Genomic DNA, 19,910 nt, shown 5'->3' with positions numbered 1-19,910 from the left:
CGGCTGCGGCCGTCAGCCCTCCAGCAGGTGCGCGATCCCGGCCACCGAGCGCCGCGCGGCAGCTGACGTCGACAGGAACCCGATCGCCACCACCGCCAGACCGACTCCGACGACGATCCACCACATCGCGTGGGTCGCAGCCGCGAAGGACGGACCGACGGTGGCGACTGCTCCGGCTCCCGTCACGGTGCCAGCCAGGGCGACGCCGAGCGACACCCCCGTCTGCCGACTCGTTGACGCGACCGCCGCAGCGGAACCGGACTGCGCCCGGGGCATCCCGGACACTGCGGTGTTCGTGACGGGTGCGTTCACCATCCCGAAGCCGAACCCGAACAGCACGAACGCGACGACGAGCACCACCATGGGTGTCGCGGGACCGATGGTCGTGAGCACGGCGCCGGCACCGGCGATGCCGAGCCCGGCGAGGACGAGCGGCACGCGCGTTCCGATCGACCCGACCAGTCGACCGGAGAGCGGCGAGATGAGCATCGTGGCGACCGCCGCAGGCAGTGTCCAGAGCCCGGCCTCGAACGGCGTCATGCCGCGGACCTCCTGCAGGTACAACGCGCCGAGGAACAGGAACGCGCCGTTCGCCCCGAACGCCACGATCGCCGTGACGACCGCGGACGAGAACGGGATGCTGCGGAAGAATCGGACGTCGATGAGCGGCTCGGCACGTCGGCGCTCCACCACGACGAGCGCGACCAGCGCAGCGGCGGCGAGCACGAACAGGCCGAGGGCCGCGGGCGAGGTCCAGCCGAGCCGGGGTCCCTCGATCAGACCGCCGACGAGGGCGGCCAGGAGCACGATCACGAGCGCCTGCCCGGGCGGGTCGAGCCGACGCGGCCTCGGGGAGCGCGACTCGGGCACGAACAGGAAGGTCAGGACGATCGCAGCGATGCCGATCGGCACGTTGATCCAGAAGATCGCCCGCCAGCCGACCCCGTCGGTGAGCGCCCCACCGACGAGCGGTCCCAGCCCCATCGAGATCCCGACCACGGCACCCCACACACCCACCGCCCGCGCGCGTCGGACGGGGTCGTCGAAGGTCGCGGTGATGATCGACATCGCGACCGGGTTCATCATCGAGCCGCCGACCGCCTGGACCATGCGGAAGAGCACGAGCCACCCGACACCGGGGGCGAGTGAGCAGAGCAACGAGCCGACCGTGAAGAGGGCGAGCCCCACCTGGAACGTCGTCCGTCGGCCGATGCGGTCGGCGGTGGAGCCGGACAGCAGGAGCAGGCTGGCCAGGACCAGCGTGTAGGCGTCGATCACCCACTGCAACCCCGAGATGGTGCTGTGCAGCTCACGGCCGATCGACGGCAGCGCGACGTTCACCACCGTGGCGTCGAGCGAGACGATGAACAGGCTCATGCAGCAGATCCCGAGGATCAGCCCGGGCCGTCGGTACCGCGCAGGCAGGTCCGGCGCCCCCTGTTCCGGACGGAGGCGCCCGGTCGCCCGTCGGGTGGCCCGGTCAGTGGAAGTCGTCGCCGTCTCCTTCACCCGGGGTCCGGTGCCCGCCGAGCATGTCGTTGTCGTCCTGGTCGCTCGTGGACGCGAGCTGGAGCATCGCGAGCACGACGACGACCACGACGAAGGCGATGCCGAGGAAGATGACGGAGAGTTCGAGCTCCCGCGTGGACATCAGCACCACGAGTCCGATGAACACCGCGACGACGGCCGAGATCCCGAGGAGCTCGGCCGGGCGCAGACGATCGCGACGGCTGGGGGTGCTCATGCGTGTGGTGCTCCGTCCGGGGTGGCGACCGCGTCGGCCGTCCCCCACTTGTGCGAGAGGCCGGCGATCACGTGGAAGACCGCCGTGATGGCGAGGTAGGCCCCGAGCAGGCCCACGAGGATGATCGACGCGTCGAGGGTGCCCGTCGCGTTGTCGATGCCGCCGAGCTGCTTGGAGTAGTCCGGCGGGGTGATCAGGAACGCGACGGCGAGCAGCAGGGTGATGCCGCCCACGGTGGTCCAGTCGCGCGCGAACGGCGACCGGCCGCGAGCGCGCAGGCCCTGCGTCAGTTCGAGCGCCCCGGTGAGCAGGGCGAACACCACGACCACGGTGATGAACGCCGGCAGTCCGAACCCGTTGAGCGCCAGTGCCGCGACGCCGGCCACCACCGTGACGGCGGCCTGCGCGAGGGAGGTCCGACGGGACCGGGCGTCTCCGGGCAGCCGGCGCGAGCCGACCGCGAGCACGAGTCCCTCGACCACCGCGAACCCGCCGAACAGCAGGAGGCCGTAGCCCGCCGCATGGTTGGACGAGAAGGTGATGACGAGCGCCACGACCGCCGCGGGGACCGCCCGGAGGACGGGGACCGGCCAGTACCGTGCGCGCCGGGTGGCGTCGTCCACGGTGGTGGCGTCGTCCACGGAGTCGGACACGGGACCTCTTTCGGGCGTGCGGATCGTACGGTCGATCCTACCGCCGGCCGGATGACCGCCCGACCGGGGGGGCCGGTCGCACCCTGAGGATGCTCCGACCCCGCGGTCGCGCGGCTCCCGTCAGCAGTCGTCGTCAGTGGCCGTCCCGTCGGCGTCCGCCGAGCGTCGCCGGTGCCGCCGGAGCGCCCACCAGCCGATCCCGCCGACCGCGAGTGCCCCGGCACCGAGCGCCGCCGTCCGGCCCAGGTCCTCGACGCCCGTGAAGGCGAGGCGGGCGCTCCGGGTGCCGCCACCGGTGCCGCCGTGCTGCGCTCCGGCCGCGGGGACGGCCGTCGGCGTCGTGGCGGGTCCGACCGTCGTGTCGGGCCCGGTCGTCGTGTCGGGTCCGGACGTCGGCCGGCCGGTCGGGCTCGGCGTGGCGGCAGGGATCGGCGAGGTCGACGGGACGGGCCCGCCACCGGGTCCGACGACGCCGATGGAGACGCCGGGCGAGGGGTCTCCGCCGTCGGGATCGGACGGCGACGTCGCGACCGCGGTGTTCACGACGTCCGAGCCGTCCCCCCGGTACTCCGGGTCGAGCACGGCGCGGATGCGGAACGAAACGGACTCCCCGCTCGCCAGGGTCGTGTCGGAACGGCAGCTGACCCGCTGCCCCTCGGCCGTGCAGTCGTCCGGCGAGCCGACGAACCGCAGCTGCTCCGGCAGTTCGTCCACCGCACCCACGTCGGCGGCGTCGGCGGGACCGCGGTTGCGGGCGGTGACGAGGTACTCGACCTCGTCACCGGGGGCGACGCCATCCGACGGCGTGACGGACTTGTCGGTCTCCAGCTGCGCCGTGGTGTCGGCCGCGGTGACCGGTGCGCTGACGGTCGAGGTGTTGTCGGACTCGTCGACGTCGGCCAACGAGGGCTCGGGGGTGATCGTCGCGGTGCTCTCGACCGTCCCGGTCGCGCCCGCGTCGAGGGTCCCCGACACCGTGATCGTCGCCGAGCCGTCGCGGGGCAGGTCGAGGTCGGTCGTGACGTCGCCGGTGCCCGCGTCCGAGCCGCACGCCGACCCACTGTCGGCAGCGCACGTCCAACTGACGTCGTGCAGGTCGTCCGGCACGTCGACCGCGAGGGCACTCGGCGCGCTGGCGTTCGGCCCGACGTTCCGAGCCGTCACGGCGTACTCGACGTCGTCGCCCGCGGCCACGGACGCCGGCATCTCCTGCTCCACCGCGAGGTTGGCGGGCTGCCAGACCCGCAGCGAGTCGATCTCGTGCACGTCGACGTGGCTGCCCGTCGCCGCGGCGAAGCCCAGTCGGAGGGTCGGTGGCAGCGGGGCCTGGCCGTCACCGTGCAGTGGCACCTGGTCGAGCACGGTCCGGAGCGCGCCGCCGGCCTCGAGCCGCACGGTCAGCGCGAGCTCGCCGTCGTCACCCGGCACCAGCGTGACCCGGACGGTCCGCGTGGTCCGCCCGTCGGTCAGGGTCCCTCCCGGTGCGGTGGCCGCGTCGACGTACCGGTACCCCGTCACCCCGTCGCCGGAACCGCGGACGACGACGGAGTCCGGCTGCGGCCCGGGGCCGGAGTAGTTGATCGGCGCGGAGAAGTTCCCGTAGTGGTCGATCGCCACGCCGGCGAACCCGCCGGGCACCCCGGGGAGGTCGCACGAGAGCCCACCGCCCTGCGTCGACTCGCGGCGGCACGCGTACCCGAGCCCACCACCGAACGAGCCGACGCCCTGCGCCGCGGCGCCGTCCGCGAGGAACAGCACGAGTCCGTCCGCGCCCGGGTCGTCCTGGTCGGTGTACATCGCGTACGTGAACTCGATCTCGAGCCCGAGGTCGGACGCGAACGTGTCGTCAGTCGACCACGCGCCTGCCTGGTCCTTCGCGTCATCGGTCAAGCGGAGCCGACCGCCGGCCACCTGGGCGTCCCCGTGCAGGGTGCCGCCGGCCGCGGTGTCGAACTGCTCGACGTAGGGGAACGCCAGGTCGGCGGCGGTGGACGTCGGTGCGGTGAGTGCGGGCGCCGCGAGCACGCCGAGTGCGGTGCACACGCCCGCCGCCGCTGCGAGGCGTCGTGCGGTGCGGGAACGGGTGCTGCGGGAACGGGCGGGGCGGTGTCTGCCAGGAGTGGGTTCTGTCATGCCCCGATCGTCGCGACGGCACCCCCGGCCCGGAGGCGTCAGCCCGGCATCTGTGGACGCCGGGTACCCCGACCCCGCCTGTGGAGGAACGTCAGGCGAGCCAGACGGTCGTCAGGCGAACCAGACGGTCGTCAGGCGAGCCAGACGGTCGTCTCACCGGGGAGCACACCGTCGCCCAGCGGTCCGGAGGCGAGCACGACCGAGCCGGACGGCAGCGCGACCGGCTCCGTCCCGAAGTTGGTGACCGACCGCCAACCGTCGTGCCGCGCGAACGCCACGACGTCCGCCCCGACCTCGAGCCAGTCGAGCTGTTCCCCCTCCTGCAGCCGCGCCCGTGCCGCGAGCGCCGACCGGTACAGGTTCAGCGTCGACGACGGGTCGCCGTCCTCGGCCCCCACCGACACCGCGCCGAAGTCCGCCGGTTGCGGCAGGTGCGGCGCGACCGGGCCGAAGCCGAACGACGGTCCCGACAACGTCCACGGGATCGGCACCCGGCAGCCGTCCCGTCCCTTGACGGTGTGCCCGGTCCGCGTCCACTTCGGGTCCTGCAGCCGGTCGTGCGGGATCGCGGGCGCCTCGTGCAGCCCGAGCTCCTCGCCCTGGTACAGGTACGTCGAGCCGGGCAGCGCGAGCAGGAGCATCGTCGCGGCCCGTGCCCGCCGGAGGCCGCGCGCGCGGTCGAGCGCCGGGGTGGTGCCGTCGGTCATGAGCCAGGCGTCCGTGTCGGTGCCGTCGGGCAGCCCGTACCGGGTGGCGTGCCGGACCACGTCGTGGTTCGACAGGACCCAGGTCGAGGACGCGCCCGACTCCTCGGCCATCGCGGTGTTCCGCGACACGATCGTCCGGAACACATCCGCGTCGAACGGGGCCTCGAGCAGGTCGAAGTTGAACGCCTGCCCGAGCTCCGTCGGGCGGGCGTAGAGCACCCGCCGTGGTGCGGGCGCCCAGGCCTCGGCGACGGCGGCACGGGGCGGGTCGTACTCGTCGAGCACCCGCCGCCACCCCTGGAAGATCTCGTGCACCTCGTCGCGGTCGTACAGCGGGTCGGAGCCGTCGAGCGGCAGCGCCTTCTCGTCGGAGGGCCGGTACGGGGTCGAGAGGTCCTTGGCCAGACCGTGTGCGACGTCCACCCGGAAGCCGTCGACGCCGCGGTCCGACCAGAACCGCAGCGTCTCCTCGAAGTCCGCCCGGACCTCGGGGTTCGACCAGTCGAGGTCGGGCTGCTCGGGCGCGAACAGGTGCAGGTACCACTGCCCGTCCGGCACACGGGTCCAGGCGCTGCCGCCGAAGTTCGACACCCAGTCGCTCGGCGGGAGCTCCCCGGAGACACCGGCGCCGTCGCGGAAGACGTAGCGCGCCCGCTCCGGCGAACCGGGGCCGGCCGCGAGCGCCGCCCGGAACCACTCGTGCTGGTCCGAGGTGTGGTTCGGCACCACGTCGACGATGACGCGGAGGTCGTGCTCGTGCGCGGCCCGGAGGAAGGCGTCGAAGTCGTCCAGCGTTCCCAGTCGCGGATCGACCGCACGGTAGTCGGCGACGTCGTACCCGCCGTCGGCGAGCGGGGAGGGGAAGAACGGCGACAGCCACAGGGCGTCGACCCCGAGCGATGCGAGGTACGGCACGCGTGAGGTGATGCCGGCGACGTCGCCCAGCCCGTCGCCGTCCGCGTCGGCGAAGCTCCGCGGGTAGACCTGGTAGACGACGGCGTCACGCCACCAGTCGGCGTCGGCGGTGCGGGGCGTGCTGGCTGGCGTCCTCGGGGTGCTCACCCGTGCCACGCTACCGACGGAGACGCGCACCGGGAATGGTGGCCCGCCCGGATCGATTGGTTGTCGGTGACACCTTTCCGTCACCGAACAAGGGAACGCTGATGACGAACGTCCTGGTCCTGGTCGGCAGCCTCCGCGCCGGCTCCATCAACCGCAAGCTCGCCGAGGCCGCGGAGCAGCACGCGCCCGAGGGCATCGAGCTCACCACCTTCGACGGCATCGTCGACCTGCCCTTCTACAACGAGGACATCGACGGCGACACCCCGCCCGCGGCGGCCGTCGCCTTCCGCGCGGCGGTGGACGCCGCCGACGCCGTCCTCCTGGTCACCCCCGAGTACAACGGCTCGATCCCGGCGGTCCTGAAGAACGCGCTCGACTGGGCCTCCCGCCCGTTCGGCGCGTCCCCGATCTCCGGCAAGCCGCTCGCCGTGATCGGCTCGGCCTTCGGCCAGTACGGCGGGGTCTGGGCGCACGACGACGCGCGGAAGGTCGCCGGCATCGCCGGTGCCAACGTGCTCGGGGACGTCAAGGTCGCCATCCCGCAGTCCGTCGTCCGGTTCGCGGACACGCACCCGCGGGAGGACGACGAGGTCGTGTCGATGGTTCAGGGCGCGCTGCGCGCGCTCGCCGACGCGGCCGCGGAGCCGGTCGCCGCGTAACGGCAACCGGCTCCGCGGAGCGACCACGGGCGCCCGGCGCGACCACCTGCAGCCTGGAGGCGCGGTGCCAGCCCGCACCGCGCCTCCAGTCCGTCTCCTGCACAGCATGCGCATGCAGCCACCTGTCCCCCACCCGTGGACTCGCTAGACGTCCTAGTAAGAAGACGGGTTACCCTGAACGGCATGTCCACGCAGGAGATCACCGAGGCGTCCGGGTACTGGTTCCCGGACGACGACGCGACGCAGCGGGGCGTCGCCGTCCTGAACGCCCTGCGCCGCTACCGTTCCGCCGAGACGGCGATGCGCCGCCGCACGCGGGACTCCATGGGCATGGGCGAGACCGACCTGCTCGCGGTCCGCTTCCTCCTGCAGGCGCAGCGGTCCGGGAAGCAGGTCAGCCCGAAGGACCTCGCCGCGTACCTGAAGATCTCATCCGCGTCGACGACGATCCTCATCGACCGGCTCGTGAAGTCGAACCACGTCCGCCGGGAACCGCACCCCACCGACCGTCGCGCCCTGGTGATCGTGCCGACGACCGAGACCGACGAAGAGGTCCGTGCGACGCTCGGCGTGATGCACCGTCGGATGATGGCGATCGCCGAGGGCCTGTCGGCCGAGGACGCCCGTGTCGTCGGCACCTTCCTCGAGGGGATGCGCTCGGCCGTCGACCACGTCGACGCCACCCCGACGCACTGACCACGGGGGCGATTCCGCCCGGCCGGCGTCCGTGTGTCCGCGATGCGCGGGACCGGGGGACGGACGGCCAGGGAGCACGGAGCGGCGGCGCGTAGACCGGACCGGTAACCGACCCGGAAGGAGCCGATCATGCACGCATCGGAAACGCTCGCCAAGAACCTCCAGGCCGTCCTGGTGGACCTCATCGACCTGCACCTGCAGGGCAAGCAGGCGCACTGGAACATCCTGGGCACGAACTTCCGCGACCTCCACCTGCAGCTCGACGAGATCGTCGACGCCGCCCGCGAGTTCGCTGACGACACCGCCGAGCGCATGCGCGCGCTCTACGCCGTGCCGGACGGTCGTTCCGCGACGGTCGCCGCGACGAGCCACCTCGAGGCGTTCCCCGAGGGTGAGATCACCACGCACGACGCGATCGACCAGATCACGCTCCGCCTCTACCAGGCGACCGGCACCATGCGCGACGTGCACGACGAGGTCGACGAGGAGGACCCGACCACGGCAGACCTGCTCCACGGCTTCATCGAGCGCCTCGAGCAGCTCGCATGGATGGTCTCCGCCGAGAACCGCGCACCGAGCACGCCGCTCGCCTCCGCGACGACGCCCGCCGTCGCCGACGCCTCGGCCCACTCCTAGGACCCCGGGGGCCACGTGGACCTCGGGATCCAGGGCAAGACCGCGCTGGTCTTCGGCGCGGACTCGGGCATCGGCTGGAACACGGCCCGCATCCTCCTGGCGGAGGGAGCCACGGTCGTCGTGACCGACCTCGACCAGGGGCGACTCGCCACGGCGGCCGACCAGCTCGAGGCACCGCACGGACGGCTGCACGCGTTCGCCGCCGACGTCACCGACGCCGCCAGCCTGGCCGCGCTGCACGACCGGGTGCGTGACGCCGTCGGCGAGATCGACATCCTCGTGCAGTCGTCGGGCATCACCGGCGCGCAGGGGCTGTTCCACGAGATCGACGAGCAGGGCTGGCTCGACACCATCGACGTCGACCTGATGGGTCCGGTCCGGATCACCCGCGAGTTCATCTCGGACCTGCGGCACGGCGGCTGGGGTCGCATCGTCTACCTGGTGTCGGAGGACGCCTCGCAGCCGTACGACGACGAGCTGCCGTACTGCGCGGCGAAGGCGGGCGTGCTGTCCTTCGCGAAGGGGCTCTCGCGCACCTACGCGTCCGAGGGCGTCCTCGTGAACTGCGTCAGCCCCGCGTTCATCCACACGCCGATGACCGACGCGATGATGGACAAGCGGGCGAAGCAGGAGGGCACCTCGTTCGACGAGGCGATCAGCTCGTTCCTCACCGAGGAGCGCCCGTACATGGAACTGGGGCGCCGCGGGGAGCCCGAGGAGGTCGCGAACGTCGTCGCGTTCCTCTGCTCGGACCTCGCGAGCTTCGTCAACGGCGCGAACTACCGGGTCGACTCCGGCTCGGTCGCCACCATCTAGGAGCAGCACATGACCGACTTCCGGTACCTCATCATCGGCGGCGGGATGGTCGCCGACGCGGCCGCCCGCGGAGTCCGCGAACTCGACCAGGACGGCTCCATCGGCATCGTGAGCGAGGACGTCGACCGGCCGTACGCACGTCCGGCACTCTCGAAGAAGCTGTGGACCGACCCGGCCTTCAGCTGGGACGAGAAGGTCGACCTGCACACCGAGGAGACCGGCGCCACGTTCGTGCTCGGCACCCGGGTCACGTCCATCGACCGCGAGGCGAAGACCGTCACGACCGACTCGGGCGAGACCCACGGGTACGAGCGGCTGCTCATCGCGACCGGCGGCAAGCCGCGGGGACTCCCCGGTCTGGAGCCGTCCGACCGCGTCCTCGACTACCGCAGCGCGGCCGACTACCGGCGGTTGCGGGAGCTCGCGGACGCCGGCGCGCACGTCGCGGTCGTCGGCGGCGGGTACATCGGGCAGGAGATCACCGCGGGCGTCGTGCAGAACGGCGCCCGGGTGACCCTGGTCGACCCGGACGAGGTGGTCGGGGGGCGGATGTTCCCGGATGACCTGGCCCGGGCGTTCCAGCAGCGCTTCGAGGACGCGGGCGTGGACCTGCGGCTCGGTCGGCGCGTGTCCTCGGGAGCGGAGACCGCCGACGGCGTGGTGCTGACGCTCGACGACGGGTCGACCGTCGAGGCCGAGGCGGTCGTCGTCGGGCTCGGGATCGAGCCGGTGACGGACCTCGCGGCGGACGCGGGGCTGACCGTCCGGGACGGCATCGTCGTGTCGTCGACGCTGCGGACCGACGACGAGTCGGTGTTCGCGGCGGGTGACGTCGCGGAGTACCCGGACCGCATCCTCGGCACGCGTCGGGTCGAGCACGTGGACAACGCCCAGCAGCAGGGGCGGCAGGCCGGCCGGAACCTGGCGGACGCCGACGAGACGTACGACCACACGCCGATGTTCTACTCGGACGTGTTCGACATGGGGTACGAGGCCGTCGGGCAGGTGTCGTCCTCGCTCCACACGGTGGAGGACTGGCGCGAGCCGACCGTGACAGGCGTCGTCTACTACCTCGACGACGACCAGGTCGTGAAGGGCGTCCTGCTCTGGAACGTGTGGGACAAGACCGACGAGGCCCGGAAGGTCCTCGCCGACGCCCACTCGCTCACGCCGGACATGCTCATCGGACGCATCCGGCCCTGACGGGCGGATCGTCGGACGGACGGGAGGCGCGGTGCCAGCTGGCACTCCTCCCTCGCAGGCTCGGTCGGCGCGTCCCGCGCAACGCTTCGCGTCGCCGCTGAGCGGGGCGCGCTCCCGTCCGTACGGCGCGCGGTCAGCGCGCGTCGCGCGCTTCGGGTGCCACTTCGTCGACGACCGCACGTCGGTCCTCCGGGTCGACGGGGAGACCGTCCCCGTCCGCCATCGCGACCGCGTGCGCGGACTTCGCGGCCTCGAGGGCCTGGTCGTCGTTCCGGGCCATGCCGACGAGTTCGAGGAACCGCGACTTCACGAGCATCCAGGCGTCACCGGCCCCCAACCGGGCGAGGTCCGACGACGTCGAGTCGTCGCGTACCCGCTGGAGTGACGACACCCCGCGGTCCTGGATGCGCCGAGCGACGTGGTCGACCGCGAGCCGGGCCACCGCGTCCGCCTGGGCGTGCATCACCGAGTGTGCGCCCTGCTCGACCTCGCGGAGCACCGCGTACGGGAAGACCCGCGCCAGGCGACGGACCCAGTCCCGCGGGACGAGGGCGTCGTGCTCCCCGCGGACGATGAGGGTCCGGGCCCGCACCTGGGCCGCGCGCTCCTCGATCGGGAACGCGATCATGCGCGGCAGCACCTTCGAGAACCAGTGCCAGCCGCACAGCGCGTACGCCGTGATCCCGTGCCAGCGCACCGCCGCGGGCTCGTGCACGGTCGAGCGGAGGAACCGGAACGCGGACTGCCGCACGGTGCGGGCGCGCGGGTCCACGACGGGACTGATGAGGACCAGGTCCGAGACCTCCGGCCGTCGGGCCGCGACCTCGGTGACGACCTGGGTGCCCATCGAGTGCCCGACGAGCACCGGGTCCTCGAGCCCGAGCTCGGCGATGACCTGCTCGACCGCGTCCGCGAACCGCTCGATCGTGACCCGGCCGCGGAAGTGCGGGACGCCCGCGAAGCCGGGGAGGTCGAGGGCGTGGACGGGCCCGTTCTCGTTCAGGTGCGGGGCGAGCCGCTCGTAGTACGTGGCCGCGATGCCGAGCCCCGCCACGAGCACGAAGGCCCTGCCGCCGGGCTCGCCGATGGAGCTCACCCGGACGTAGGTGCCGTCGACGGCGATCCGGTCGACCTCGACGGTGACGTCGGCGTCCTCGGCCTGCGCGAGGCGGCCTGCCGGGTCGGGTCGGCCGGCCGGGTCGGGTCGGCCGGCCGGGTCGGGGTCGGCGGTCGGTGCGGGCTGGTCCGCGCTGCGGTCGTCGTCCACGTGTGCTCCTCGGATCGAACGCGTCGGGGGTCGAGCGAGTGGCCCAGGATACCCGGCGTGGTCCTCCTCCCCGCCGACCCCACCCCGTCAGCCGCGGAAGGGGGTCGCGGGGAACCCGTGCACGCGTGTGGGGACCGCGAACACCGCGCCGGAGTGCGGGTGCCGCCCGAGCTGCTCCTCCGTCAGGTTCTCGCGCGCCGTCGCGATGAACAGCGTCGACAGGTCGGGGCCGCCGAACGCGACCGACGTGACGTTCGGCGCGGGCACCTCGACCGTCTCGAGGTGCGTCCCGTCCGGAGTCCACCGCTCGACCCGTCCCGCACCGTAGACCGCGGTCCACAGGCAGTCCTCGTCGTCGCGCACGAGGCCGTCGTGCGCCGCCCCGCTGATGCAGGGCACGAGCTCGCCGAGCGTGCCGTCCGGACCGTAGGCACCGCGGTAGATCGTCGACGTGCTCGTGTCGGTCACGTACATCGTCGTGCCGTCGCCGGACCACTCGAAGCCGTTCGCGACCCCGAACCCGCCGAGCAGCGTCCGGACGGTCCCGTCCGGCTCGATCGCGTACAGCGCCCCGGCAGGGTCCGCCCCACCGAGGTCCATGCTGCCCACGACGAACCGGCCGGACGGGTCGCACTTGCCCTCGTTGAACCGCATGCCGGCGGCCCCGTGCAGCACCCGCGCGAGCTCCCGCTCCACCGAACCGTCCTCTGCGGTGACGACGACCGTGTCGCCGAGGGCCGCGACGAACCCGCCGGCCGACCGGGGCTGGAAGGACGCGAGCGGCGGCGGCACCGCCACGACGCTCCGGACCGTCCCGTCGGCGTCGGCCGTGGTGAGCGTCCCGAGTGTGATGTCCGCCCAGCGGAGCACCTGTTCCCCCGGGCTCCACACGAGGCTCTCGGGGAGCACGGCCTGCTCGTCGCAGAAGACGGTCACGGGTCCGGCGGTCGCGGTGTCCATCGGTCCTGCGTACCGACGACCGCCTCCACGGTCGTCCGGGATGACCGCCGTGTGCGGGCGTCGGCGCTCAGAGCCGGGCGTACCGGGCGCGGAAGAAGCTGTAGACCCCGAACGCCACGAAGCCGATCCCGATGGCGACGAGCACGACCGCTCCGCCGGGCATGCCGTGCAGCGCGTCGAACGCGCCGTCGAGCCCGGTGGCCTGGCCGGGGTCGCTCCGGAAACCGGCCACGACGATCAGCACGCCGACGGCCACGACCGCGACACCCTTGAGGACGTAGCCGACCACGCCGAGCACCGTCACCGTCCGCTCGATCGGTCGCCGCGGTCGGACGAGCTGCTTCCAGAACGACCGGCGCACACCCTCGACGACGAGTGCGACACCGATCGCGGCGGCCACCACCCCGACGAGGACCAGCAGCACGACCCCGCCCGGGGTCGCGAGGGCGCCGGCTGCGGCGCTCCTGCTCGATCCGCTCGAGCTCCGCCCGGCGCCGATCGCGAAGGTGAGCGAGGAGTACGAGATCGCCCCGTAGACGACGGCCTTCCCCGCGTTCTTCACGCGGGCACCCCATGCCCGCGCACTGTCGACACGCCCTCCGACGATCGCTTCGACGACGAGGCGGAGTGTGAGGGCAGCGGTCCCGACGGCGATCACCCAGAGCAGGAACACGCCGCCCGGCACGCGGTCGATCTGCTGCAGGGCGCCGGACTGGTCGGTCTCGCGGCCGCCCGATCCGCTGCCGATCCCGAGCAGGACGACGAGGTACCCGATGAGGAGGTGCACGACCCCGCTGCCGACGAAGCCGCCCCGGGCCAGCAGCTCGAACCACCGGCTGTCCGCGACGCGTCGGGCCTGTCGTCCGGCGTCCTTGACCGTCTGCTCCGCGGTTCCGCTCATCGACCCAGCGTGCCCGTCCGGACCGCTCCTGTCCGGACGGCGTGCGGTCTCCGGACCGCACGGGACGGCGGACGGGAGGCGCGGGGCGGGCCCGCCCCGCGCCTCCCGTCGGTCAGTCGCCCTTGACGTTCACCACCTGCCGCAGCGTGTGCCGGACCCGGACCAGGTCGGCCGCGTCGGCCATGACCTGGTCGATGTCCTTGTACGCCGCGGGGATCTCGTCGAGGAACGCGTCGGTGTCGCGGTACTCGATGCCGACCATCGCGGCGCGGAGCTCGTCGTGCGTGAACGTCCGACGCGCCGCCGAACGGGAGAACCGACGCCCCGCCCCGTGCGGCGACGACTCGAGCGACGGCTTGTTCCCGAGACCCTCGACGACGTACGACGCGGTGCCCATCGAGCCCGGGATCAGGCCGGGCTGCCCGGCCGACGCCTGGATCGCACCCTTCCGCGAGACCCACACGTCCTTGCCCCAGTGCCGCTCGCGCTGGGTGAAGTTGTGGTGGCAGTTGATCCGCTCCTGCTCGTCGACGGCCGACCCGAGCACCTCCGACAGCTGCCTCACGACCCGGTCCATCATCTCCTCGCGGTTGAGGAGGGCGAAGTGCTGGGCCCACCGCAGCTCCGCGATGTACCGGTCGAACTCCGGGGTGCCCTCGACGAGGTAGGCGAGGTCCGGGTCCGGCAGCTCGATCCACCAGCGCTGCATGGCCTTCTTGGCGACCGCGATGTGCCGCTGGGCGATCTTGTTCCCGACGCCGCGGGACCCCGAGTGCAGGAACAACCAGACCCGGTCGGCCTCGTCGAGCGAGACCTCGATGAAGTGGTTGCCGGACCCGAGGCTCCCGAGCTGGTTCCGCCAGCCGCCGTGCGCCGAGGCCGGGTCGAAGCCCGCTGCCGCAGCCATCGTCTCGAGCTCGGCGATCCGCGGCTCGGCGGTCGCCACGATCTTCCGGTTCGACGCGCCGGCCGACAGCGGGATCGCCCGCTCGATCTGCTCCCGGAGGGGCCGGAGGTCGGCGGGCAGGTCACCCCGGTCGAACTGGGTCCGGACGGCGATCATGCCGCACCCGATGTCCACCCCGACGGCGGCCGGCATCACGGCGCCGAGGGTCGGGATGACCGAGCCAACGGTGGCGCCGAGGCCGAGGTGCGCATCGGGCATGAGCGCCAGGTGGGGGAACACGAACGGCATCCGCGCCGTCGTGCGGGCCTGCTGCTCGGTGTTCTCCTCGAGCACGGAGGCCCAGCTGAGCAATCGGTCGTGGATCTTCTTCATGGTTCGTCTCGCTTTCGGTGACGGTCGTGGATGACGGTCCGAGACGTGGACCACCCGGGTTCCTGTCTGTCGCCGGTGCGGCGGGGGACGGAGGGTCGGGCGGACGGTGACGTCCCGGGCCGGGCGGGCACGGGACGTCGGGTGACGGCGTGCCTACGCGCGGTCGTGGCGGAGCTGGTTGCGGTCGTACTGCCGTTCGGACACCACGACGAGAGCGTCGAGCTGGTGCTCGACCCACTGTTCGGGGCGTTCTACGGCGCGCACGCGCGGTCCTTCCACTGGTGCCCGGGACGGGCGGTCCTGCCGGGTGGCAGGAAGGGAGACACTAGTGCGACACGCCCGGGGTGCACAAGTCGCCCGGGCGTGTCGCGGCGTGACAGGAGGGGCGAGGGCGGCGACGGTGCGGGGTCAGTCCCCGCGCTCCTCGAGCCGCTGCCGGAGCCGTTCGAGCACCTCGCCGACCTCCAGGAGCACCCGTCGATCGGTGGCGGAGGCGGCGGCCATGGCCTCCACGAGCACCCGCTCCGCAGCCGCGTCGTAGACCGCGAGTCGACGACGCGCCAGCGCGGTCAGCCCGACCTCGGTGCTCCGGCCGTCGCCGCGCGCGAGTCGGCGCTCGACGAGGCGGTCCCGTTCCATCGCCGCGACGAGGTTGCTCACCGTCGACCGGGCGAGCCCGAGCGCCCGCCCGAGCCCCGTCGGACTCGACCAGCCGTCGGCGTCCAGCCGTCGCAGGACCTCGATCTGCGCGTCCGGGATGTCGGGGAGGTCGCCGGACCGGCGCGCGGTGGTGAGGAGCGTCCGGCGGAACGGTCCGACCTCGGCACTCAGGCGGCGTGCTGCTCCGGCCAGGTCGGGTTCGGACGCGCGGGGGGACACGTTCCCAGGGTACTCACCGAGAATACGTGTGCAACAAACGCATTCCGGTAGCAAACTGGTCCGCATGGCAACCACCACGAGCGTCGAGCACCCCGTCCCCGAGCAGGACCTCTCGGGCATCACCGGACACCGGTTCATCTACACCTACGCCAACGGCTGGCAGTACGAGATGTACGTCAAGAACGCCACGACCATCGACTACCGGATCCACTCCGGCATGGTCGGCGGCCGCTGGGTCAAGGACCAGCAGGTCGACCTCGTCGCACTCACCGACGGCGTCTACAAGGTGTCGTGGAACGAACCGACCGGCACCAGCGTCGTCGTCACCGTCGTCCCGCGCGAGCGGGTGCTGCACGGCACGATCTTCTTCCCGCACTGGGTCGAGCAGGACGGCAGCAAGACCGTGCTGTTCCAGAACGACCACCTCGACCGCATGCGCGAGTACCGCGACCAGGGCCCGACGTACCCGATCTACGTCGTGCCGGAGTTCGCGCACATCACACTGTTCGAGCACGTCGGCGAGGACGACGAGTCGGTCGTCGACACCGCTCCCGGCGACCTGCCGACCGGCTTCGCTGACCGGACGAACTGATGCAGCCGATCAGCCTCGACCACCACGGCCACACGCTCCGCGGCTGGCAACTCGGGAGCGTCGGACGGGGCCGCCCGACCGCACTGCTCGTGCACGGCTTCGGCAGCACCGACACGGGCGGCCAGCAGCTGTTCGTCCAGACCGCACGCCGGCTCGCCGACCACGGCGCCGCCGTCCGCTCGTACAGTCGCCTGGGGCACGGCACGAGCGACGGCGACTTCGCCGACATCACGATCTCCGACGAGGTCGAGCAGGTCGTCGCGATGATCCGCGCGCTCGCCGCCGACACTGCGGGCCCGGTGCACGTGGTCGCGCACAGCCTCGGAGCCGTCGAGTCGGCGCTCGCCGCGGCCAGGGTGCCGGAGCTCGTCGCCACCCTGACGCTGTGGTCCCCGGCCGGTGTGGTCGTCGACGACATCGCCGTCGAGGACGAGATCCAGGGGCAGCCGCTCGCTCCCGCGCGGACGCACGGGTACTTCGACTTCGGTGGGATGGCGCTCGGCATGCCGTTCATCGACGAGGTGACCGCGGGCCTCGACGTCTACGCGGGGATCGACCGCTACACCGGCCCGGCCGACGTCCTGCACGGCACGGCCGACCAGATCGTCCCGCTCTCGTACGGCGAGCGGTACGGCCGGGAGCTGCCCGGGGCGACCTTCACCCCGGTCGAGGACGCCGACCACGGCTGGTCCTCGGTCCCCCTCCGGCACCTGCTGACGGAACGGCTCCTCACCTCGACCGGGCTCGTCGACGGCTCCTGACCACTCCTGCACAGCCCGCGGACAGGGGGCTGCCGTCCACAGCGGGGTACGTCACGCTGATGATCCGCCGTGCGGTGCGGGCAGATTGGGGTGCATGACCGAACGGACCCGTGACACCCCCGACGCGACCGACAACGAGGAACGCACCGACGGGTACGTGCCGCTGCGCTCGTACGGGGCGATCGGCGACGGGCGCACCGTCGCCCTCGTCGCGCTCGACGGCCGGATCGACTGGCTGCCGATCCCGTCGATGGACTCGCCCCCCGTGTTCGCGAGCATCCTCGACGCCGAGCACGGTGGCCACATCGCGCTCCGTCCGACCGGCGAGGCCGAGGTGTCGCGCGAGTACCTGCCGGGCACGAACGTCCTCGTCACGACCTGGACGACCCCGACCGGGCAGGTGACGGTGACGGACGCGATGGTGACGGGCGTCGCCGGCCGCCTGCCGTGGGCGGAGGTCGCCCGGTGCGTGCAGGGGGTCCGCGGGTCGGTGGAGCTGGAGTGGGCCGTCGTGCCCGGAACGCTGCTGGAGACGGCGGAGCCGAAGCGCCTGGACACGGCGAACGGCGCGGTGATCGGCGTCGACGGCATCACGATCGCCATCGTCGAGCACGGGTTCGAGCCCGTGCGCGAGGACGGCCCGCGGTTCTCCGGCCGCTTCCGTGCGGAGTCCGGGTCGAAGCACATCCTGACGATCGTCGGCACGCAGGACGAGCCGATCTTCATGCCCGACCCGGTCAGCGCGCTCGACGCGATGGACCGGACGATCGCGAACTGGTCGACGTGGTCCGAGGTCTTCTCCTACGACGGCCCCTGGTCGGACGCGGTCCAGCGGAGCGCGCTCGCCCTGAAGCTGCTGATCTACTCCCCCACCGGGGCCATCGCCGCCGCGCCGACCACCAGCCTGCCGGAGGACCGCGACGGCGGGAAGAACTGGGACTACCGCTTCGCCTGGGTGCGCGACCTGTCCTACACCGTGCACGCGCTCACCCGGTTCGGGCTGCGCGAGGAGACGCACGCCGCCGTGTCGTGGGTGATGCGCACGATCGGCGAGCACGACTCCGACATGCCGATCTTCTACGAGCTCGACGGCTCGAAGAGCGACGGTGTCGAGCAGCCCGACGTCCCCGGGTGGAACGGCATCGGGCCGGTCACCGTGGGCAACCGCGCGAGCGGCCAGCTCCAGCTCGGCGTCTACGGTGACGTGTTCGAGATCCTGCGCCAGTACGTCCGTGCGGGGAACGTGATCGACCGGAGGACCGCGTCGGTGCTCCAGGACCTCGCGGACGACGCGTGCCACCGGTGGGAGGAACGCGACTCGGGCATGTGGGAGCTCGAGGACGCGCAGCACTACGTCTCGAGCAAGATCGGCTGCTGGCAGGCACTCGACGCGGCGGTGGAACTGCACGACGCCGGGATGATCGACGGACCACGGGACAAGTGGATCGAGAACCGTGAGCTCATCGAGCAGTGGGTGGCCGAGCACGGCTGGGACGAGGAGCGCGGGCACTACGTCATGTACCCGGGGTCGGACGAGCTCGACACCTCGATCCTCCTGCACGCGATGAGCGCCTTCGACCGCGGCCCGCGGATGCAGGCGACGATCCGCGCGATCGAGGACGAGCTCCGCCGCGGCCCGCTCGTGTACCGGTACTCGGGCATGGCGGACGAGGAGTCCCCGTTCGTGGCGTGCTCGTTCTGGTTGGCCGCGGCGATGGCCTGCGTCGGACGTCTCGACGACGCCCGGGAGCTCATGGACGCGATGGTGGCGCAGGCGAACGACGTCGGGCTCTTCAGCGAGATGATGAGCGAGGACGGCTCGTTCATGGGGAACCTCCCGCAGGGGTTGTCGCACCTCGCGTTGATCCAGGCAGCGCTCACCATCGAGGAGATCGCTGGCGACGAGCACGCGGCCGGGTGATCATGGAACGGTCATGAACGACGTCGACGCGAGGATGGACCGGCTCCGACGAGCCGCGCGGTACCGCTACCAGCGACTGGTGGACAGTGAGATCGAGCGCGGGTCGCTCGACCCGGACGAGGTCCGGGAGGAACGACGCCTGCTGCAGGCGAAGGACGTCGGCCAGCACGCCCGCGCGCTCGTCGAGGAAGCCGAGCGCCGCGGGGTCTTCGACGGCAACCCCTACCACGGCAAGCCGCTGCCGGGGAACGACGGCCGCCACGACCCGGACTGGTGGATCCGCTCGAAGATCGAGCGTGAACAGCTCAGCGGGATCGCCCCGCCGGCGTTCGCCCTCCGCAAGGAGGACGCGACCCTCGACGACGAGCTCGACGCGCTGACCGCGGAGGCCGACGTGCGCGCCGTGCTCGAGGACTTCAACGCACGGGTACGGGAGGCACGTCGGCAGCTCCTCGGCGGCCCACCCGTCGTGACGCCGCTCCGCGACGTCGACGCGGAACTGGTCCGCTGGCACGACCGCCGGGAGGCACGGCGTGCGTCCGACGCGGCGGCCGCGGCCGCGCAGGCCACGGCGGCAGCCACCCGGCCACGTCGGTGGTGGCGCCGGCCCCGGTGACGCGGTCCGCGCCTCCCGTCCGACCGCCGGGCCGGCTCGTCTGCGCGCCCGCTCCCCTGGACGCGAGGAACGCCGCCCCCGCGGTGCGGGGACGGCGTTCCTCGGTGCTGCTGGTGTCGACCAGCGGCCGTGTTACTTGATCTGGGCGGTGATGGTGGCGGTGCCGACGAGCAGGCCGCGCTTGACGGCGTCGGTGCCGAAGGTCTTGTTGAGCAGGTCGGCGGCGTCCTGGCTGATGTGGACGGTGGTGCCGGTCAGGATGGCGTCGTTGCCCTCGAGCTGCAGCGGCTTGAGGGTGCCGCCCCAGAGCTCGAACAGGTACGCGTTGGCGGCGGCGACCTTGCCGTTGACGAGCACGTCGCCGTAGAGCTTGGACGAGCCGGGGTTGACGACGAAGTTCTCCAGGGTGACGGTGGTGTCGCCGG

The 19,910-nt window shown here is 72.4% G+C and carries 19 protein-coding genes and 1 pseudogene; 9 read left to right on the top strand and 11 right to left on the bottom strand.

The window, feature by feature from the left end; translation table 11 throughout:
• Positions 1–12: 12 nt before the first annotated feature.
• The 5 genes from Csp2054_RS16030 to Csp2054_RS16010 form a co-directional block, all read right to left on the bottom strand.
• Positions 13–1,377: a DHA2 family efflux MFS transporter permease subunit gene (locus tag Csp2054_RS16030; RefSeq protein WP_096900482.1), complete on the bottom strand. Its 1,365-nt coding sequence runs from the start codon at positions 1,375–1,377 to the stop codon at positions 13–15.
• Between the two features lie 103 nt (positions 1,378–1,480).
• Positions 1,481–1,744 carry a hypothetical protein gene (locus tag Csp2054_RS16025; protein WP_096900480.1) on the bottom strand — a complete coding sequence of 88 codons (264 nt, stop codon included), beginning with the start codon at positions 1,742–1,744 and terminating at the stop codon, positions 1,481–1,483.
• Positions 1,741–2,397 (bottom strand): DUF308 domain-containing protein, encoded by a 657-nt coding sequence (locus Csp2054_RS16020; protein WP_255252783.1) that lies wholly within the window; start codon positions 2,395–2,397, stop codon positions 1,741–1,743. The genes Csp2054_RS16025 and Csp2054_RS16020 overlap by 4 nt, the downstream gene beginning before the upstream one ends.
• 120 nt (positions 2,398–2,517) lie before the next feature.
• On the bottom strand, positions 2,518–4,530 hold the full coding sequence (locus Csp2054_RS16015; RefSeq protein ID WP_096900479.1) for a lectin-like domain-containing protein: 2,013 nt from the start codon (positions 4,528–4,530) through the stop codon (positions 2,518–2,520).
• A gap of 131 nt (positions 4,531–4,661) precedes the next feature.
• Positions 4,662–6,299 carry a glycoside hydrolase family 13 protein gene (locus Csp2054_RS16010; RefSeq protein ID WP_096900502.1) on the bottom strand — a complete coding sequence of 546 codons (1,638 nt, stop codon included), beginning with the start codon at positions 6,297–6,299 and terminating at the stop codon, positions 4,662–4,664.
• A gap of 101 nt (positions 6,300–6,400) precedes the next feature.
• Between Csp2054_RS16010 and Csp2054_RS16005 the strand changes: the two genes are divergently transcribed.
• From Csp2054_RS16005 to Csp2054_RS15985, 5 genes are all read left to right on the top strand, one after another.
• Positions 6,401–6,958, top strand: a complete 558-nt coding sequence (locus Csp2054_RS16005; protein WP_096900477.1) for an NADPH-dependent FMN reductase — start codon at positions 6,401–6,403, stop codon at positions 6,956–6,958.
• 183 nt (positions 6,959–7,141) lie between these two features.
• Positions 7,142–7,654 (top strand): MarR family winged helix-turn-helix transcriptional regulator, encoded by a 513-nt coding sequence (locus tag Csp2054_RS16000; protein ID WP_096900475.1) that lies wholly within the window; start codon positions 7,142–7,144, stop codon positions 7,652–7,654.
• A 129-nt stretch (positions 7,655–7,783) separates the two neighbouring features.
• Positions 7,784–8,290 (top strand): Dps family protein, encoded by a 507-nt coding sequence (locus Csp2054_RS15995; RefSeq protein ID WP_096900473.1) that lies wholly within the window; start codon positions 7,784–7,786, stop codon positions 8,288–8,290.
• Positions 8,291–8,305: 15 nt separating this feature from the next.
• Positions 8,306–9,106 (top strand): SDR family NAD(P)-dependent oxidoreductase, encoded by an 801-nt coding sequence (locus tag Csp2054_RS15990; protein WP_096900471.1) that lies wholly within the window; start codon positions 8,306–8,308, stop codon positions 9,104–9,106.
• 9 nt (positions 9,107–9,115) lie between these two features.
• Complete coding sequence (locus Csp2054_RS15985) at positions 9,116–10,309, top strand: NAD(P)/FAD-dependent oxidoreductase (RefSeq protein ID WP_096900469.1); 1,194 nt, start codon at positions 9,116–9,118, stop codon at positions 10,307–10,309.
• 133 nt (positions 10,310–10,442) lie between these two features.
• Here Csp2054_RS15985 and Csp2054_RS15980 read toward each other — a convergent pair whose 3' ends face one another.
• From Csp2054_RS15980 to Csp2054_RS15960, 5 genes are all read right to left on the bottom strand, one after another.
• On the bottom strand, positions 10,443–11,576 hold the full coding sequence (locus tag Csp2054_RS15980; RefSeq protein ID WP_141399299.1) for an alpha/beta fold hydrolase: 1,134 nt from the start codon (positions 11,574–11,576) through the stop codon (positions 10,443–10,445).
• An 87-nt stretch (positions 11,577–11,663) separates the two neighbouring features.
• Positions 11,664–12,536 carry an SMP-30/gluconolactonase/LRE family protein gene (locus Csp2054_RS15975; RefSeq protein WP_096900467.1) on the bottom strand — a complete coding sequence of 291 codons (873 nt, stop codon included), beginning with the start codon at positions 12,534–12,536 and terminating at the stop codon, positions 11,664–11,666.
• Positions 12,537–12,603: 67 nt separating this feature from the next.
• Entirely contained in the window at positions 12,604–13,437 is an 834-nt protein-coding gene (locus tag Csp2054_RS15970; RefSeq protein ID WP_096900465.1) for a DUF1206 domain-containing protein, read from the bottom strand.
• A gap of 112 nt (positions 13,438–13,549) precedes the next feature.
• Positions 13,550–14,716, bottom strand: coding sequence for an RtcB family protein (locus Csp2054_RS15965; protein ID WP_096900464.1), 1,167 nt, complete (start codon positions 14,714–14,716; stop codon positions 13,550–13,552).
• Between the two features lie 408 nt (positions 14,717–15,124).
• Positions 15,125–15,595, bottom strand: coding sequence for a MarR family winged helix-turn-helix transcriptional regulator (locus tag Csp2054_RS15960; RefSeq protein WP_096900462.1), 471 nt, complete (start codon positions 15,593–15,595; stop codon positions 15,125–15,127).
• A gap of 64 nt (positions 15,596–15,659) precedes the next feature.
• On the opposite strand from Csp2054_RS15960, the gene Csp2054_RS15955 reads away from it, so the two are divergent.
• The 4 genes from Csp2054_RS15955 (at position 15,660) to Csp2054_RS15940 (ending at position 19,485) form a co-directional block, all read left to right on the top strand.
• On the top strand, positions 15,660–16,187 hold the full coding sequence (locus tag Csp2054_RS15955) for a phenolic acid decarboxylase (RefSeq protein WP_096900461.1): 528 nt from the start codon (positions 15,660–15,662) through the stop codon (positions 16,185–16,187).
• Positions 16,187–16,948 carry an alpha/beta hydrolase gene (locus tag Csp2054_RS15950; RefSeq protein ID WP_096900459.1) on the top strand — a complete coding sequence of 254 codons (762 nt, stop codon included), beginning with the start codon at positions 16,187–16,189 and terminating at the stop codon, positions 16,946–16,948. The genes Csp2054_RS15955 and Csp2054_RS15950 overlap by 1 nt, the downstream gene beginning before the upstream one ends.
• Positions 16,949–17,042: 94 nt before the next feature.
• Positions 17,043–18,869: a glycoside hydrolase family 15 protein gene (locus tag Csp2054_RS15945; protein ID WP_096900457.1), complete on the top strand. Its 1,827-nt coding sequence runs from the start codon at positions 17,043–17,045 to the stop codon at positions 18,867–18,869.
• A 13-nt stretch (positions 18,870–18,882) separates the two neighbouring features.
• Positions 18,883–19,485, top strand: coding sequence for a DUF1992 domain-containing protein (locus tag Csp2054_RS15940; protein WP_096900456.1), 603 nt, complete (start codon positions 18,883–18,885; stop codon positions 19,483–19,485).
• Positions 19,486–19,617: 132 nt separating this feature from the next.
• Here the strand turns inward: Csp2054_RS15940 and Csp2054_RS18300 are convergent.
• Positions 19,618–19,910: pseudogene (locus tag Csp2054_RS18300) on the bottom strand (hypothetical protein); the annotation flags it as partial.

Origin of the sequence: Curtobacterium sp. 'Ferrero' (genome assembly GCF_002412165.1) — a bacterium.
Classification (GTDB): domain Bacteria; phylum Actinomycetota; class Actinomycetes; order Actinomycetales; family Microbacteriaceae; genus Curtobacterium.
This window is presented reverse-complemented; position numbering and strand designations above follow the sequence as displayed.